The 15,378-nt window shown below is 59.1% G+C and carries 11 protein-coding genes; all 11 read right to left on the bottom strand.

The genetic code is table 11. The annotated features are described in order from the left end of the window. Nucleotides 1–98: 98 nt before the first annotated feature. On the bottom strand, nucleotides 99–1,565 hold the full coding sequence (locus PHW99_RS14845) for a glutamate synthase subunit beta (protein WP_300179169.1): 1,467 nt from the start codon (nucleotides 1,563–1,565) through the stop codon (nucleotides 99–101). A 73-nt stretch (nucleotides 1,566–1,638) separates the two neighbouring features. Further along, nucleotides 1,639–6,384 carry a glutamate synthase-related protein gene (locus PHW99_RS14840; protein WP_300179166.1) on the bottom strand — a complete coding sequence of 1,582 codons (4,746 nt, stop codon included), beginning with the start codon at nucleotides 6,382–6,384 and terminating at the stop codon, nucleotides 1,639–1,641. 173 nt (nucleotides 6,385–6,557) lie between these two features. Next, the gene (locus PHW99_RS14835; protein WP_300179163.1) at nucleotides 6,558–7,262 is read right to left on the bottom strand and encodes a transposase; all 705 of its coding nucleotides are present in this window, start codon (nucleotides 7,260–7,262) and stop codon (nucleotides 6,558–6,560) included. Nucleotides 7,263–7,297: 35 nt separating this feature from the next. Continuing rightward, nucleotides 7,298–7,765 (bottom strand): hypothetical protein, encoded by a 468-nt coding sequence (locus PHW99_RS14830; RefSeq protein ID WP_300179160.1) that lies wholly within the window; start codon nucleotides 7,763–7,765, stop codon nucleotides 7,298–7,300. 88 nt (nucleotides 7,766–7,853) lie between these two features. Beyond that, nucleotides 7,854–8,822, bottom strand: a complete 969-nt coding sequence (locus PHW99_RS14825; RefSeq protein WP_300179157.1) for an SAM-dependent methyltransferase — start codon at nucleotides 8,820–8,822, stop codon at nucleotides 7,854–7,856. Next, nucleotides 8,803–9,423, bottom strand: a complete 621-nt coding sequence (locus PHW99_RS14820) for a DUF1415 domain-containing protein (protein WP_300179154.1) — start codon at nucleotides 9,421–9,423, stop codon at nucleotides 8,803–8,805. The genes PHW99_RS14825 and PHW99_RS14820 overlap by 20 nt, the downstream gene beginning before the upstream one ends. Further along, the gene (locus tag PHW99_RS14815) at nucleotides 9,420–10,613 is read right to left on the bottom strand and encodes a deoxyguanosinetriphosphate triphosphohydrolase (protein ID WP_300179151.1); all 1,194 of its coding nucleotides are present in this window, start codon (nucleotides 10,611–10,613) and stop codon (nucleotides 9,420–9,422) included. Before PHW99_RS14815 ends, PHW99_RS14820 begins: the two co-directional genes overlap by 4 nt. 66 nt (nucleotides 10,614–10,679) lie before the next feature. Then, complete coding sequence (aroB, locus tag PHW99_RS14810) at nucleotides 10,680–11,789, bottom strand: 3-dehydroquinate synthase (RefSeq protein WP_300179149.1); 1,110 nt, start codon at nucleotides 11,787–11,789, stop codon at nucleotides 10,680–10,682. Next, on the bottom strand, nucleotides 11,786–12,331 hold the full coding sequence (locus PHW99_RS14805) for a shikimate kinase (RefSeq protein ID WP_300179146.1): 546 nt from the start codon (nucleotides 12,329–12,331) through the stop codon (nucleotides 11,786–11,788). Before PHW99_RS14805 ends, aroB begins: the two co-directional genes overlap by 4 nt. Nucleotides 12,332–12,489: 158 nt before the next feature. Continuing rightward, nucleotides 12,490–13,671: a hypothetical protein gene (locus PHW99_RS14800; protein WP_300179143.1), complete on the bottom strand. Its 1,182-nt coding sequence runs from the start codon at nucleotides 13,669–13,671 to the stop codon at nucleotides 12,490–12,492. A gap of 33 nt (nucleotides 13,672–13,704) precedes the next feature. Further along, nucleotides 13,705–15,378: type IV pilus secretin PilQ (gene pilQ, locus PHW99_RS14795; protein ID WP_300179140.1), on the bottom strand; the 1,674-nt coding region annotated here is incomplete at its 5' end.

Raw genomic sequence — 15,378 nt, 5'->3', positions numbered from 1 at the left:
TCCACGAGTGATGTTGAAGCGTTAGGGGCCATAAAAAAGAAAGACCGGGGGTAAACCCGGCCTCTCAATCATAAAGGAAGCGGCGAAAGACGCACGCGTCAACGGGGCAAATCACTGACCCCCATCAAGAATTCATCCACGGAGCGCGCAGCCTGGCGGCCTTCACGGATGGCCCACACCACCAGACTCTGGCCCCGGCGCATGTCACCAGCGGCAAACACTTTGGGCACATTGGTCGCGTAGCCGCCGATCAGGTCGGTGCCGGCCTTGGCGTTGCCGCGGGCATCCTTGTCCACCCCGAAAACCTCCAACACGGTCGCCACCGGGTTCACAAAACCCATGGCCAGCAGCACCAGATCTGCCTGGTAAGTCTTTTCGGTGCCGGCGATTTCCACCATCTTGCCGTCCTTGAACTCAACGTGGACGGTTTTCAAGCCGGTGACTTTTCCTTTTTCACCGATGAACTCCTTGGTGGAGATGGCAAATTCACGCACGCAGCCTTCGTCATGGCTGGAGCTGGTACGCAGTTTCATCGGCCAGTAGGGCCAGGTCAGCGGCCGGTTTTCCTCAGCCGGTGGCTGCGGCATCACCTCAAACTGGGTCACGCTGGCGGCGCCGTGGCGATTGCTGGTGCCCACACAGTCCGAGCCGGTGTCGCCGCCGCCGATCACGATCACGTGTTTGCCATCGGCGCGCAACTGCCCCTTGAGCTTGTCACCGGCATTGACCTTGTTCTGCTGTGGCAGAAATTCCATGGCGAAGTGGATGCCGTCCAGGTCACGCCCAGGCACCGGCAAATCACGCGACTGCTCGGAACCACCGGTCAACACCACCGCGTCAAAATCGGCTTTGAGCTGTTCTGCCGACACGGTTTCCTTGGCCCAGCTGGTGACTTTGCTGCCCTTGGGCAATTCACCCACCAGCACGCCGGTGCGAATGGTCACGCCCTCGGCCTTGAGCTGCTCCACCCGGCGGTCGATGTGTGATTTTTCCAGCTTGAAGTCAGGGATGCCGTAGCGCAGCAGCCCCCCGACCCGGTCATTCTTCTCGAACAAAGTCACCTCATGACCGACACGCGCCAGCTGCTGCGCCGCTGCCAGCCCTGCCGGGCCCGCCCCCACGACGGCAACCTTCTTGCCGGTCTTGGTCTTGGCCGGTTGCGGCTTGACCCAACCGTTTTCCCAGGCCCGGTCAATGATGGCGTGCTCAATCGACTTGATGCCCACCGGCAATTGGTTCACATTGAGCGTGCAAGCCGCTTCACAGGGTGCCGGGCAGATGCGCCCGGTGAACTCGGGGAAGTTGTTGGTGCTGTGCAGCACGTCAATGGCGTTTTGCCAGTCGCCGCGGTAGACCAGATCGTTGAAATCCGGAATGATGTTGTTGACCGGGCAGCCGTTGTTGCAAAACGGTGTGCCGCAGTCCATGCAGCGCGCGGCCTGCTGGTTGGCCTGGGTGTCATCCAGGCCAATCACAAACTCCTTGTAATTCTTCAAGCGCTCGGCAACTGGCTTGTAGCCTTCCTCGATGCGCTCAAACTCCATGAATCCGGTTACTTTTCCCATTGTTTCTCCTTTGCGGAACAAACCCTCGGATTTGTTCCCAACACATTAAGTTTGTCCGTTCTGCCTGGCTGGTTTAACGAGCCGTCGCCGGTTTTTTGGCTGCTTCCTTTTTTGTAGCTTGAAGCACCCGTTCCGTCTGGGCTAGAGCCGTTTTTTGTGCATGAATTTCACCCAAGGCACGTTTGTATTCATTGGGGAACACCTTGACGAACTTCAGGCGGTTGGCGTCCCAGTTGTCCAGCAATTCGCGCGCGCGCCGGCTGCCGGTCCAACGGTTGTGATCCTCCAGCAGCTTCCTGAGCTGGGCTTCATCGGTTTGCCCCCGGTGCCACAGTTTTTCATTGATGGCATCTTGCTGCTCGGCTGCGGTCAACACTTTTTCAAGTGACACCATGGCGGTATTGCAACGCTTGGCAAACTGACCATCTTCGTCAAACACATAGGCCACGCCGCCGCTCATGCCAGCGGCAAAGTTGCGCCCGGTCTTGCCCAGCACCACCACGGTGCCGCCGGTCATGTATTCACAACCATGGTCACCGGTGCCTTCCACCACCGCCGTTGCCCCGGACAGGCGCACCGCAAAACGCTCACCCGCCACGCCGCTGAAGAAAGCCTCACCGCTGGTGGCCCCAAACATCACCGTGTTGCCGACGATGGTGTTTTTGGTGGCTTCACCCCGGAAATCAATGCTCGGGCGCACCACCACCCGACCGCCGGAGAGGCCCTTGCCGGTGTAGTCGTTGGCGTCACCAATCAGGTACAGCGTGATGCCCTTGGCCAGGAAGGCCCCAAAAGACTGGCCGCCGGTGCCTTCGAGCTGGATGCGGATGGTGTCGTCCGGCAAGCCTTCAGGATGGACCTGGGTCACCGCACCCGAGAGCATGGCCCCCACCGAACGGTTGACATTACGCGCCACCTCGATGAACTGAACCCGCTCACCCTTGTCAATCGCCGCGCGGCTCTTTTGAATCAGCACATTGTCCAGCGCCTTGTGCAAGCCGTGGTCCTGCTCTTCGACATGGAATTTCGGGACATCTGCCGACACATTGGGCAACGCAAACAGGCGGCTGAAATCCAGCCCGCTGGCTTTCCAGTGCGCCAAGCCGGCGCGCATGTCGAGCAGATCCGCACGGCCAATCATGTCATCAAACTTGCGGATGCCGAGTTGGGCCATGATCTGGCGGACTTCTTCAGCGATGAAGAAGAAGTAGTTCACCACGTACTCGGGTTTCCCAGAGAACTTCTTGCGCAGCTCGGGGTCTTGCGTGGCCACACCCACCGGGCAGGTGTTGAGGTGGCACTTGCGCATCATGATGCAACCTTCCACCACCAGCGGTGCGGTGGCAAAGCCGAATTCGTCAGCGCCCAGCAGGGCACCAATGACCACGTCGCGACCGGTCTTGATCTGGCCGTCGGTCTGGACACGGATGCGGCTGCGCAGGCGGTTCAAGACCAGGGTCTGCTGGGTTTCGGCCAGGCCGATTTCCCACGGACTGCCGGCATGTTTGATCGAGGACCAAGGCGAAGCCCCGGTGCCACCGTCGTGGCCGGCGATCACCACATGGTCGGCCTTGCACTTGGCCACCCCGGCGGCGATGGTGCCGACACCGATTTCAGACACCAGCTTGACGCTGACGCTGGCCTTGGGTGCCACGTTTTTCAGGTCGTGGATCAGTTGCGCCAGGTCTTCAATCGAATAGATGTCGTGGTGCGGCGGCGGCGAAATCAGACCCACACCGGGCACGGAATAACGCAGTTTGCCGATGTAGTCGGACACCTTGCCGCCCGGCAACTGCCCGCCTTCACCCGGCTTGGCCCCTTGCGCCATCTTGATCTGGATCTGGTCGGCGCTGCTCAGGTATTCAGCGGTGACACCAAAACGGCCAGAAGCCACCTGCTTGATGCGCGAACGCAAGCTATCACCATCCTGCAGCGGCATGTCCACTTCAACCACATCGCTGCCAATCACACTCTTGAGCGAATCACCCTGCTTGATCGGGATGCCCTTGAGTTCGTTGCGGTAACGCGCCGGGTCTTCACCGCCCTCACCGGTGTTGCTCTTGCCGCCGATGCGGTTCATGGCCACGGCCAGGGTGGCGTGGGCTTCGGTGGAGATCGAGCCCAGCGACATGGCGCCGGTGGCAAAACGCTTGACGATTTCCTTGGCGCTTTCCACTTCGTCCAGCGCGATGGCTTTGGCCGGGTCAATCTTGAACTCGAACAGACCACGCAAGGTCATGTGCCGCTTGCTTTGGTCGTTGACGATCTGGGCGTATTCCTTGTAGGTGTTCCAGTTGTTGGCGCGGGTGCTGTGCTGCAGCTTGGCAATCGCGTCGGGGGTCCACATGTGTTCTTCGCCACGGGCGCGCCAAGCGTATTCACCGCCCGTGTCGAGCCGGCTGGCCAGCACCGGGTCCGTGCCGAACGCCGCCTTGTGCATGCGGATGGCTTCTTCGGCAATCTCGAACACGCCAATGCCTTCGACCCGGCTGGGGGTACCGGTGAAGTATTTGCTGACGGTTTCGCTGGACAGGCCGATGGCCTCGAACAACTGCGCACCGCAGTAACTCATGTAGGTGGACACGCCCATCTTGGACATGATCTTGGAGAGACCCTTGCCCACCGCCTTGACATAGTTGTAGATGGCCTTGTCGGCACTCAGCTCACCCGGCAGGTCTTTGCAGATGCTGGCCAGGGTTTCCATCGCCAGGTAGGGGTGAACCGCCTCGGCGCCGTAGCCGGCCAGCACACCGAAGTGGTGGACTTCACGGGCGGTACCGGTTTCCACCACCAGGCCGGCGGTGGTGCGCAAACCTTCTCGCACCAGATGCTGGTGGACGGCCGACAGCGCCAACAGCGCCGGTATGGCCACCTGCGTGGCATTGAGGTTGCGGTCGCTGATGATCAGGATGTTGTGCCCGCCCTTGATGGCGTCCACCGCTTCGGCGCACAGCGAAGCCAGCTTGGCCTCGACCCCTTCGCGGCCCCAGGCCAGCGGATAGGTGATGTCCAGCGTGTAGCTACGAAACTTGCCCTGGGTGTGTTTGGCGATGTCGCGCAGCTTGGCCATGTCGGCAAAATCCAGCACCGGCTGGCTGACTTCCAGACGCAGCGGCGGATTGACCTGGTTGATGTCCAGCAAATTGGGCTTGGGGCCGATGAAGGACACCAGACTCATGACGATGGCCTCGCGGATCGGGTCGATCGGCGGGTTGGTCACCTGGGCAAACAACTGCTTGAAGTAGTTGTACAGTGGCTTGTTCTTGTCAGACAGCACGGCCAGCGGGCTGTCGTTGCCCATTGAGCCAATGGCTTCTTCACCGTTGGCCGCCATCGGCGCGATCAGGAACTTGAGGTCTTCCTGGGTGAAGCCGAAGGCTTGCTGGCGGTCCAGCAAGGTGCCGGCACTCTCAGCGGCGCTGGCTGGCTCGCCGCCGCCTTGCACGTCGTCGAGACGGATGCGCAGGTTCTCAATCCACTGCTTGTAGGGTTTGCTGTTGGCCAGACTGGATTTAAGCTCGTCGTCGTCCACCATGCGGCCCTGCTCCAGGTCGATCATGAACATCTTGCCCGGCTGCAGGCGCCACTTTCGCACAATCTTGTTTTCCGGGAAGGGCAACACACCCGACTCGGAGGCCATCACCACCAGGTCGTCATCGGTGATGCAATAACGTGACGGACGCAGACCGTTGCGGTCCAGCGTGGCGCCAATCTGACGGCCATCGGTGAACACGATGGAAGCCGGGCCGTCCCAGGGTTCCAGCATGGCCGCGTGGTACTCATAGAAAGCGCGGCGGCGCTCGTCCATGGTGGTGTGTTGCTCCCAGGGTTCGGGGATCATCATCATCACCGCCTGACTGATCGGGTAACCGGCCATCGTCAGCAATTCCAGGCAGTTGTCGAAGGTGGCCGTGTCAGACTGGTCGGCAAAGCTGATCGGGTACAGCTTTTGCAAGTCCGCACCCAGCACCGGGGAAGACATCACGCCTTCGCGCGCCTTCATCCAGTTGTAGTTACCCTTGACGGTGTTGATTTCACCGTTGTGCGCTACGTAGCGGTAAGGGTGCGCCAACGGCCACTCGGGGAAGGTGTTGGTGGAAAAGCGCTGGTGCACCAGCCCCAGTGCGGAGACACAACGTGGGTCTTGCAGATCAAGGTAGTAAGTGCCCACCTGATCGGCCAGCAACAGGCCTTTGTAGATGACCGTGCGGCTGGACATGCTGGGCACGTAATACTCTTTGCTGTGCTTGAGCTTCAGGGCCTGGATATGGGCGCTGGCGGTCTTGCGGATCACATACAGCTTGCGTTCCAGCGCGTCCTGCACGATCACGTCATTGCCGCGGCCGATGAACAACTGGCGCAGGATGGGTTCCTTTTGCCGTACCGTGGGCGACATCGGCATGTCGCGGTTGACCGGCACGTCACGCCAGCCCAGCAGCACCTGGCCCTCGGCCTTGACAGCACGCTCAAGTTCCTGCTCACAAGCCAGACGGGATGCGTGCTCCTTGGGCAGGAAGATCATGCCCACGCCGTATTCGCCGGGCGGCGGCAGGGTGACCCCCTGTGCGGCCATTTCTTCACGGTACAAGTCATCGGGCAGCTGAATCAGGATACCCGCGCCGTCACCCATGAGCTTGTCGGCCCCGACCGCACCCCGGTGATCCAGGTTTTCAAGGATTTTCAGCGCGTTTTTGACGATGTCATGCGACTTGGCGCCTTTGATATGGGCCACAAAACCCACACCGCAGGCGTCGTGCTCCGCCGCCGAAGAATACAAACCGTGGTCCCGAAGATGCTCAATCTCTGCAGCCGTCGTCATGGCGCGCTCCTAAAAGTGTCAGATGGAATTCACTTTACCGCAATGCAACAAAAATGCCAAGCAAATTAATTGGGGTCAGATTCCAATTTAATTAAACAAATTCAGCAATAATATAAATAGGGGACAGATTAATATGTATAGCAACAAAGCCAATATATACGCGGGCTGGCCGCCTATTTTTCAGATATTTTTTTGGCCAGAGATGGGCGACCGGCACTGGCTTTGGCCACGCGTCGTGGGGTCTGTTTTTGCAGGTCCGCAACAAAATCCGGCTCACCCAAAGCCCAGCCGCTGAGTGCCGCGTCCGTCAGTCTGACCTGCTGCACCGGGGTGATACCGCTTTGCACCAATTCGGCATAGGCCGCCTCGCGGGCAAATGGCGTGTTGCCCAAACGCCAGACCAAGGCATGCGGGGTGATCAGGCGGTCCATCCGCAAGCCCAGATAGTGCAGGTGGCTTGACCAGGGATAGTCCTGCGGCTGCGCCACCCGTCCGGCACGCACGGGATTGAGGTCGAGGTAAGCCATGCAGGCCAGCAAGTAGCGCTCGGCCTGGATCAGTGTGGAACGGTAGCGCCCCTCCCACAGCGTGCCAGTGCGGTGATGCTGCTGATTGAAATAGCGCACATAACTGCGCCCCAGCGCCTGCATCATCCGGGGCAAGCCATCCACGGTTTGTGGCGTGACCAGCAGATGGAAATGGTTGTCCATCAGGACATAGGCGTGCACCGCCACACCAAATTGGCGGGCGTTGCTGTCGAGCAAATCCAGCAGCATCTGGTAATCCGCTTCCGTGACACAAATCGCCTGGCGGTTATTACCCCGCTGAATCACGTGGTGCGGATAACCCGGCAGGGTCAGACGAGGCAAACGCGCCATGGCTCAAGCCAGGCCGTCACTGGCGCCAAGGGTGTTCACCGGGGTGCGCGGGTGACCCGCACCTTGCCACCGGTGGTGATCACGATGACGGCGTCACCCGGCATCAGAACCTCGCCACCTTTGGCCTGAACCACGGCACGGCGTTCACCGCTCCTGAGCTGAATCAGCAGTTCGTTGGCCTCTTCGCGGGTGGCCATGCGTTCGATGGCATTGCCGGCCACAGCACCAGCCACCCCCACAATCAAGCCGATGGCATTGCTCTCGGCGCTGGAGCCGCCGCGCGTGGCCCCCACTACCGCCCCGGTGACACCCCCGACGGCGGCCCCCACACCACTCTGGCTGCCCTCCACCACCACCGGGCGCACGCTCAACAACACGCCGTCCTCCACCTTGGAGAGACGCTGCGCGTCCCCGCGCTGGATCACGTCGGGGCTGCTGGTGGAGCAAGCGGCCAAAGTCAACACCAGAATCACCGTCCAGGCGACATTCATCAAGGATCGCATGTCTTTCTCCTCAAAATCTCAACATAACGCTGTCACAGCCAAATATCTTGCGTCAGATCAAGCAAGATGGCCAGATGTTGCGGCGTCTTCACACATCAGCCCAAGGGACTTCGGCCAGATCACCAGGGTCTGCCAGCGCCGAAAATCTCGTGGTCAACAGTGCGTCCAAACCAAATTCAGCCAGCAAGGCGCGCAAACGTTGCTGCGCGGCCCGCTTGGGCTTGCCGGTGTAGCGCGCCAGGATCAGCTCATTTTTCATGCTGTGCTCCCAGCCAACCAACTCGGTCACCGTCACCTGGTAGCCGCAGGCTTCCAGATACAGGCAGCGCAACACATTGGTGATCTGACTGCCGATCTCGCGCGTGTGCAGCGGATGACGCCACAGCTCGGACAGTGGCGTCCGTGACAGCGACAACGCCTTGTGCTGGTTCAGCACCCGCGCCACCTCGGCCTGACAGCAGGGCACCAGCACCATGAAGCGGGCCTGCTTCTGCAGACCAAAGGCAATCGCATCGTCGGTGGCGGTATCACAGGCGTGCAAGGCCGTGACCACATCAATGCGTTCAGGCAACAGTGCCGACTGGGCCGACTGCGCCACGGTCAGGTTCAGGAACGACATGCGCTCAAAACCGAGCCGGGCCGCCAGTTCCCGGGACTTCTGCACCAGTTCGGGCCGGGTCTCAATACCGTAGATGTGGCCACTGGTGCGCTGTTTGAAAAACAGGTCGTACACCACGAAGCCCAGGTAGGACTTGCCAGCGCCATGGTCGGCCAGCGTGATGTCTGCCGCAGCGCCGACAGAGGGGGCGGTGCCTGCCAGCTCCAGCAGCAACTTTTCGATGAACTGGTACAGGTGATACACCTGCTTGAGCTTGCGCCGTGAATCCTGGTTGAGCTTGCCCTCGCGGGTCAGGATGTGCAGCTCTTTCAACAGCTCCAGCGACTGGCCCGGACGGATGTCGTCGGCCAGCGGATGCGCGGCAGGTGGGGAGGTTGGCACTGGCGGGCGTTTGGCGGGACGCGGGTGGCGTGCAGCTTCAGTTTGGACTTGGATCATGCCGGGATGATGCCACGTCTGCGCCATCTTCTGCCGCCTTCCCATGCGCCACGCCGCTGGGGCCGACCTGCAAGGCCTGCCACCCTGCCAGACCGAGCTGCTCCATCACCCGCATGTTGGTCTCGAAAATGGTTTCAGGGTTGGGAAACGCGGCCACCGCCCGGTCAATGCTGTCTTCGCGCAGCAAGTGCAGTGTCGGGTAGGGTGAGCGGTTGGTGTAATTGGTGATGTCATCTTCCGCTGTGCCGGCGAACTGGTAACGCGGGTGCAGCGACGCAATCTGCAATACCCCGTCCAGCCCCAGATCGGCCAGGGCCTGATCGGCATCGGCCAGAAAATCATTGAAATCCAGAAAATCCTGCAGACATTCGGGCACGATCAGCAGCGTCGTGTCACGTTTTTTGGGCGGCGCCGCGATCAGATCCTGGAGTTCATGCACCAGATCGTCCAGCAACGCCTGCGGGGTGGTGGCCTGGCTGACAGCGTAATGCACCTGCCCCTTGACGTGCACACTCTTGGCAAACGGGCACAGGTTCAGGCCGATCACGGCCCGCTCAAGCCAGGCCACGGTGTCAGCAATCACTTGATCAGTTGGGTTCATCCCTGTCCTTGTGGCCATAACTGCAAGCCGGTGAGGCGCTGGTGCTCACGGGCGGCGAACCGGTCGGTCATGCCGGCGATGTAATCTGCTACCGCCCGGGCGCGCAGTGTGGTGACCGCCAGGGTGTCACCAGCCATGGCATGCGGCGGCGCACTGGCGCGCTGTTGATGTGCCTGCGGCATCTCTTGCGGGGCCGCCAGATACACCTGAAACAGCTCACGCACGACCTGCTTGGCCTGGCCATTGGTCTGCAGCACCTGCGGGTGACGGTACAACCGCTGCAGCAAAAAGGCCTTGAGTGCCCGCGACTTGTCACGCATCTCGGCACCAAACTGCACCAGCGGGGGGAGCCGCCGGACCGCAGCCACATCCGGCGGCCCACTGGCGTCCAGCGCCGCTTGTGTCGCGGCAATCAGGTCATAGACCTGGCTGCTGAGCATGCGGCGAATGGTCTCGTACAGCAAACGTCGACCTTGGTGCCGCAATAGGGGGTGATCGGCCAGGGTTTGCCGCCGGTAGTCATCAAACAACGCCACCGCCTGCAGCTGTTCCAGCGTGATCAGCCCGGAACGCACACCGTCATCAATGTCATGGGCGTTGTAGGCAATCTCGTCGGCCAGATTGCACAACTGGGCTTCCAGACTCGGCTGTTGCCGCTCCAGGAATCGCCGCCCCACGCCGCCGGGCTCGGAAGACTCCAGCTGGCGCGCGTTGTGGACCGAGCAATGCTTCAAAATGCCCTCACGCGTCTCGAAACTCAGGTTCAGTCCATCAAACTCGGGGTACCGTTCTTCGAGCTGATCGACCACCCGCAGGCTTTGCAAATTGTGCTCAAAGCCGCCATACGGCGCCATGCAATCATTGAGGGCGTCCTGCCCGGCGTGTCCGAACGGGGTGTGGCCCAAGTCATGCGCCAAGGCAATGGCTTCCACCAGATCTTCATTGAGCCGCAGCGAACGGGCCATGGAACGTCCCAACTGGGCGACCTCCAGCGAATGTGTCAACCGGGTGCGAAACAGGTCACCTTCATGGTTCAGGAAAACCTGGGTTTTGTAAACCAGGCGCCGAAACGCCGTGCTGTGCACAATGCGGTCACGGTCACGCTGGTATTCGGTCCGGGTGGGCGCCGGAGCTTGCACAAAGCGCCGCCCGCGCGTTTGCGCCGGGTCACAGGCATAGGGGGCCAGCATGAGTTTCTTACAAGCAAAATAGGGCTATAGCCCGCATGAAATAAGCTCGAACAGCTATGATTTTTATCAATCAACACAACACTGGTCGATCACCTTGCGCACCAGATCATCCGGCGCCGCTTGCAGGCAGGCGCGGCCTGGCCCGTCAATCAGCACAAACTTGATTTCACCGGCTTCACTCTTCTTGTCCAGACGCATCAGTTCCAGATAACGCCCGGCGTTGTCCTGCGGGCGGAGCCGCGGCCCCTTGACCGGCAGCCCGGCCTGCTGAATCAGATGGGTCAGGCGATTCACAAAAAAGACGTCCACCAACCCCAGGCGCAAGGACAGCTGTGCGGCCATCACCATGCCGCAGCCCACCGCCTCGCCATGCAGCCATTGACCATACCCCAGCCCGGCTTCAATGGCATGCCCAAAGGTGTGACCAAAGTTCAGGATGGCACGCAGGCCGGATTCGCGTTCATCCTGCCCCACAACCCAGGCCTTGATTTCGCAGCTACGCCGCACGATGTGGGCCAGCGCGGCTGGTTCGCGCGCCAGGATGGCGTCCATGTGGGCTTCGATCCAGGCCAGAAAATCCATGTCGGCTATCGGCCCGTATTTGATGACCTCGGCCAATCCGGCACTGAGTTCGCGCTGTGGCAGCGTCTTGAGGGTATCGAGGTCACAGATCACCTTCAGCGGCTGGTAAAACGCGCCAATCATGTTCTTGCCCAGGGGGTGGTTGATCGCGGTTTTGCCCCCGACCGACGAGTCCACCTGTGCCAGCAGGGTGGTCGGCACCTGCACAAACGGCACACCACGCATGTAGCTCGCCGCCGCAAAACCGGTCATGTCCCCCACCACACCGCCACCCAATGCAAACAGCACGGTCTTGCGGTCACAACCATGCGACAACAGCGCATCAAAAATCAGGTTGAGGCTCTCCCAGGTCTTGAAGGTTTCTCCGTCGGGCAGCACCACCGTCACCACCTGCGCATAACGCGGCGCCAGCGCTTTTTGCAGGCGCTCGGCATACAGGGGGCCAACCACCGCATTGGTCACGATCAGCGCACTGTGCGCGCCGGGCAATTCAACGTAACTTAAGGGGTTGTCAAACAACGAGCCCCGGATGGCAATGCTGTAGCTGCGGTCAGCCAGGTCAATGGCAACGGTCTGGAGATCTGGAGAGTTCATGCCTGCGAGTTTAGAGCGTTTGCCGGCCCGGCCAGCGTCCCGTCAAGCTCCAACTGCATCAAGATCATGTTGACCAGGCTGGTCACCGAGGGGCGACCCGTGTCAATACAGAAGTGGGCAGCGTCCCGGTACAGAGGATCACGCTGGGTATACAACTCGCGCAAGCGGCCCAAAGGGTCTGCCACTTGCAAGAGGGGACGACTTTTGTCATGCCGCAAACGGCGAAACAATTCATCGGGAGAGGAATTGAGGTACACCACCCGTGTGCGTTGATGCAGGTGGGCACGGTTCTCCGGCCGCAGCACCGCTCCGCCGCCGGTGGACAACACCCCGCCGGCCTTTTGCGTGAGTTCGTCAATCGCAGCCACCTCGATGTCGCGAAACCGCTCTTCGCCCTCACGTTCAAAGAACTCCCGGATCGAGCAGCCCAGACGCTGCTCAATGAGTTGATCCGAATCGAGAAACGGCACCTGCAGCCGCCGAGCCAGCTGCCGGCCCACGGTGGATTTGCCGGAGCCGGGGAGACCGATGAGGGAAATCACGTCATCTATCCAACATCGTTGATTGCATCCGGGATCCAACGACAAAGGCCAACACCTTCAGCAAGAGATTGATCTATTTGAGCGGCACACTTCACTCGAGAAGATGCCGATTTTTGAATCAATTCCGATGGCAACTTGTTGACTGCTTTACCCATAGCCTATGGGCACCCCGCAATACCGTTGATATCTTGAACTGTGATCGTACTGGTTCCGATTTTTCCTTTTGCATCCAGCACCGTAATAGTCACAGTCCTGTTACCACCAGTCGCTGGCGGTCCAACAACCACGGGAAGAGAACAAGTATTCCCTCCCGTTAACTTGACTGAATATCCAGACCCATCGGCATTTCTCACTGGTGTGGCGGGTTTAAGTATCGTTGCATCGTCGGTGAATACCTGAATTCCGCCCGCAGCAGAAGCACCATAGACCATCAACGTTAAATCCGGTGTATTGGCATTCTCAGGAATGCTTAGAACACTGGGGGAAACACGCAGCACATCTTGACCATTGCTGATTTTCACCGTCATCACAACTGATTGATTGTTCGCATCAATAACTGTAAGAGCGGCACCTACGGCAACCTGCCCCCCAACTGCGTCCACCTCGTTGCCATTGACAATTTGCGCATTTAGAAGCGACTCATCGATTCCGACCTGGACCCGATATGGGGGGGTCCCACCAGTAATAATTGACCTAACATGGTCTCCGATAAATATTGTGTAGTTGTTTGGGTTCACTGCCAAAGGCACGGTGCCAACTGTCACAACGGTAGTTAGTGTTGCGCCTGCTGCATCTCGGATCGTAATGTTGGCTGGCGTGGGACTGATCTGCACACCTGTGATGGTCATTTGATTACCATTAACCGAAACAGTTGCTACGGATGGAAAGCTACTGGTCGCCGTGTAAGGCCCGGTGCCGCCACCCAAAATATAAGTTTGCGCATAAGCAGCGCCAGGAGTGATTGTTATGGCGCTAGCTGCCGTCATATAAAAAGCGGTGCTCGAACCCGACGTCACGGCAATATCAACCTTGCTACCTTTCGCATCAACAGCGCTTACCGTTGCTCTACCAGGCACAACCGTTCCAATCGCCAAGACCTCTTCACCGGCAAGCCAGCCCACCGCAACTGCCGGATCGGTGCTAAACACCGAATAGGGTTTCACCCCCCCCTTGATCGCGTATTGTTGCAACAACCCAGCCTGAAGGGTCAGAGCTGGTGGCGCTGCCACTGAAAAGACCGACCCCGCCCCCAAACTCGTTCCAGAAGACCCCCCGCCACCGCCACAAGCAAAAAGAAAAATGGCAGATAGAAGCGTTATGAAACAAGTTGTGAAGCGCATAGTGAGTTGCCTTTTGTAAACGAATAAAGTGTATTAACGGGCAGTTTTGTCTGCCACCACCTTGGGTGTAATGAACACCAACATTTCCTGTTTGTTGGTAGACCGCGTACGACTCTTAAACAGGTTGCCAACGGCAGGCAAATCACCCAGCAATGGGACCTTGGTTTCACTGTCACTCTCAGTCATTTCAAAAATACCACCAATCACCACAGTTCCGCCGTTTTCGACGAGGACTTGTGTTTTGATACTCTTATTGTTCACTGTATACCCGGCGGTGGTCTGGATGCCGGGGGTGTTTTTTGTCACCAGGACATCCATGATGATGCCGCCCTCGGGGGTGATTTGCGGCGTGACTGTCAGTGACAAGTTCGCATCAATGTATTTGGTACTGGTATTGCCTGATGTCGTTCCCTCTTGATAAGGGATTTTCACACCTTGCTGGATACTGGCTTCTTTTTGATCAGCGGTCACAACACGCGGACTCGACACAATTTTGCCTTTGCCATCCGCCTCCAACGCAGATAACTCAAGATTCAAAAACCGGTTGGCTGCTGAGCTAAACAACGCCAAAGCAAAAGTTGCCGGTGCGGCCCCCCCCTGCCCGACCGCCGGAAGATTCACAAAACTGCTGGTCAGGTCCACCGTACCACCAGCACCGCTGCTGGCAACCGCATTACCGTAACTGGAGCCAAACACAACTCGATGCCCTCCACCTACCGAATAACCACCATCACCACCCTGCTGCGCACGCAAATCAGCCCCCCCCAGTCGCACGCCCAAAGACTTGCCAAAGGTATCTGTCGCCTCAACAATGCGCGCCTCAATCAGCACTTGTCGCGCAGGGATGTCCACTTGGCTGATCAAATGTTGCACCTGCTCCAATTTGCTGGGAATATCGGTGACAAACAACTGGTTGGTGCGCGCCTCAGCGATCACGCTACCACGCGCGCTGAGCAATCGCGCTGCGGCAGCGTTGGCCGAAGCTGCTGTCAATTGCGCAGCCACCTCCGTCGCCTTGGTGTAATTCAGACGAAACGACTGAGTACGCAGCGGCTCCAGTCCTTGCAATGCCACAGCCGATTCCAGATCCAGCTTTTCCTTGGCATTAATTTCATCCTTGGGGGCAATCCACAACACGTTACCCGTCTTGCGCATGCCAAGCCCTTTGGACTGCAAAATGATGTCCAACGCCTGATCCCAAGGCACATCCTGCAGGCGCAAAGTCACAGAGCCACTGACTGAATCCGATGTAATGATGTTGAAATTGGTGAAGTCAGCAATCACCTGCAACAGTGAACGCACCTCAATGTTCTGGAAATTCAGCGATAACTTCTGTCCGGTGTACCCTGGCCCCTGTGTCAACTTGTTAGTATCCACCTTGACCGGCTTGACCTCCACCACAAACTGCTCGTCACTCTGATAAGCGCTATGAGCCCATGTGCCTTGTGGCTCAATGATCATGCGGACCCGGTCACCGACCTGGGAAGTGGTCACCGTTTTGATGGGGGTGCCAAAATCCGTCACATCCAGACGGCGACTCAAGCCTTCTGGCAAGGTGGTTTTCATGAACTCCACCACCAGGGTTTGCCCCTGCTGGCGAATATCCACGCCAACCTGATTGCTTGGTAACGCCACCACAACACGCCCAGCGCCCTCCTCTCCCCGGCGGAAATCCAGATCCCGCAATGGCTGAGTGTCACGACTCTG

This window comes from Rhodoferax sp. (genome assembly GCF_028689305.1).
In the GTDB taxonomy this organism is placed as follows: Bacteria; Pseudomonadota; Gammaproteobacteria; order Burkholderiales; family Burkholderiaceae_C; genus Rhodoferax.
This window is presented reverse-complemented; position numbering and strand designations above follow the sequence as displayed.

Excerpts from the sequence above, each read along its gene's own strand:
- aroB (WP_300179149.1), bottom strand. The coding sequence starts at position 11,789 with ATGAACTCTCCAGATCTCCAGACCGTTGCCATTGACCTGGCTGACCGC.
- PHW99_RS14820 (WP_300179154.1), bottom strand. The coding sequence starts at position 9,423 with ATGAACCCAACTGATCAAGTGATTGCTGACACCGTGGCCTGGCTTGAG.
- PHW99_RS14825 (WP_300179157.1), bottom strand. The coding sequence starts at position 8,822 with ATGATCCAAGTCCAAACTGAAGCTGCACGCCACCCGCGTCCCGCCAAA.
- PHW99_RS14845 (WP_300179169.1), bottom strand. The coding sequence starts at position 1,565 with ATGGGAAAAGTAACCGGATTCATGGAGTTTGAGCGCATCGAGGAAGGC.
- PHW99_RS14800 (WP_300179143.1), bottom strand. The coding sequence starts at position 13,671 with ATGCGCTTCACAACTTGTTTCATAACGCTTCTATCTGCCATTTTTCTT.
- PHW99_RS14815 (WP_300179151.1), bottom strand. The coding sequence starts at position 10,613 with ATGCTGGCCCCCTATGCCTGTGACCCGGCGCAAACGCGCGGGCGGCGC.
- PHW99_RS14835 (WP_300179163.1), bottom strand. The coding sequence starts at position 7,262 with ATGGCGCGTTTGCCTCGTCTGACCCTGCCGGGTTATCCGCACCACGTG.
- PHW99_RS14840 (WP_300179166.1), bottom strand. The coding sequence starts at position 6,384 with ATGACGACGGCTGCAGAGATTGAGCATCTTCGGGACCACGGTTTGTAT.
- PHW99_RS14830 (WP_300179160.1), bottom strand. The coding sequence starts at position 7,765 with ATGCGATCCTTGATGAATGTCGCCTGGACGGTGATTCTGGTGTTGACT.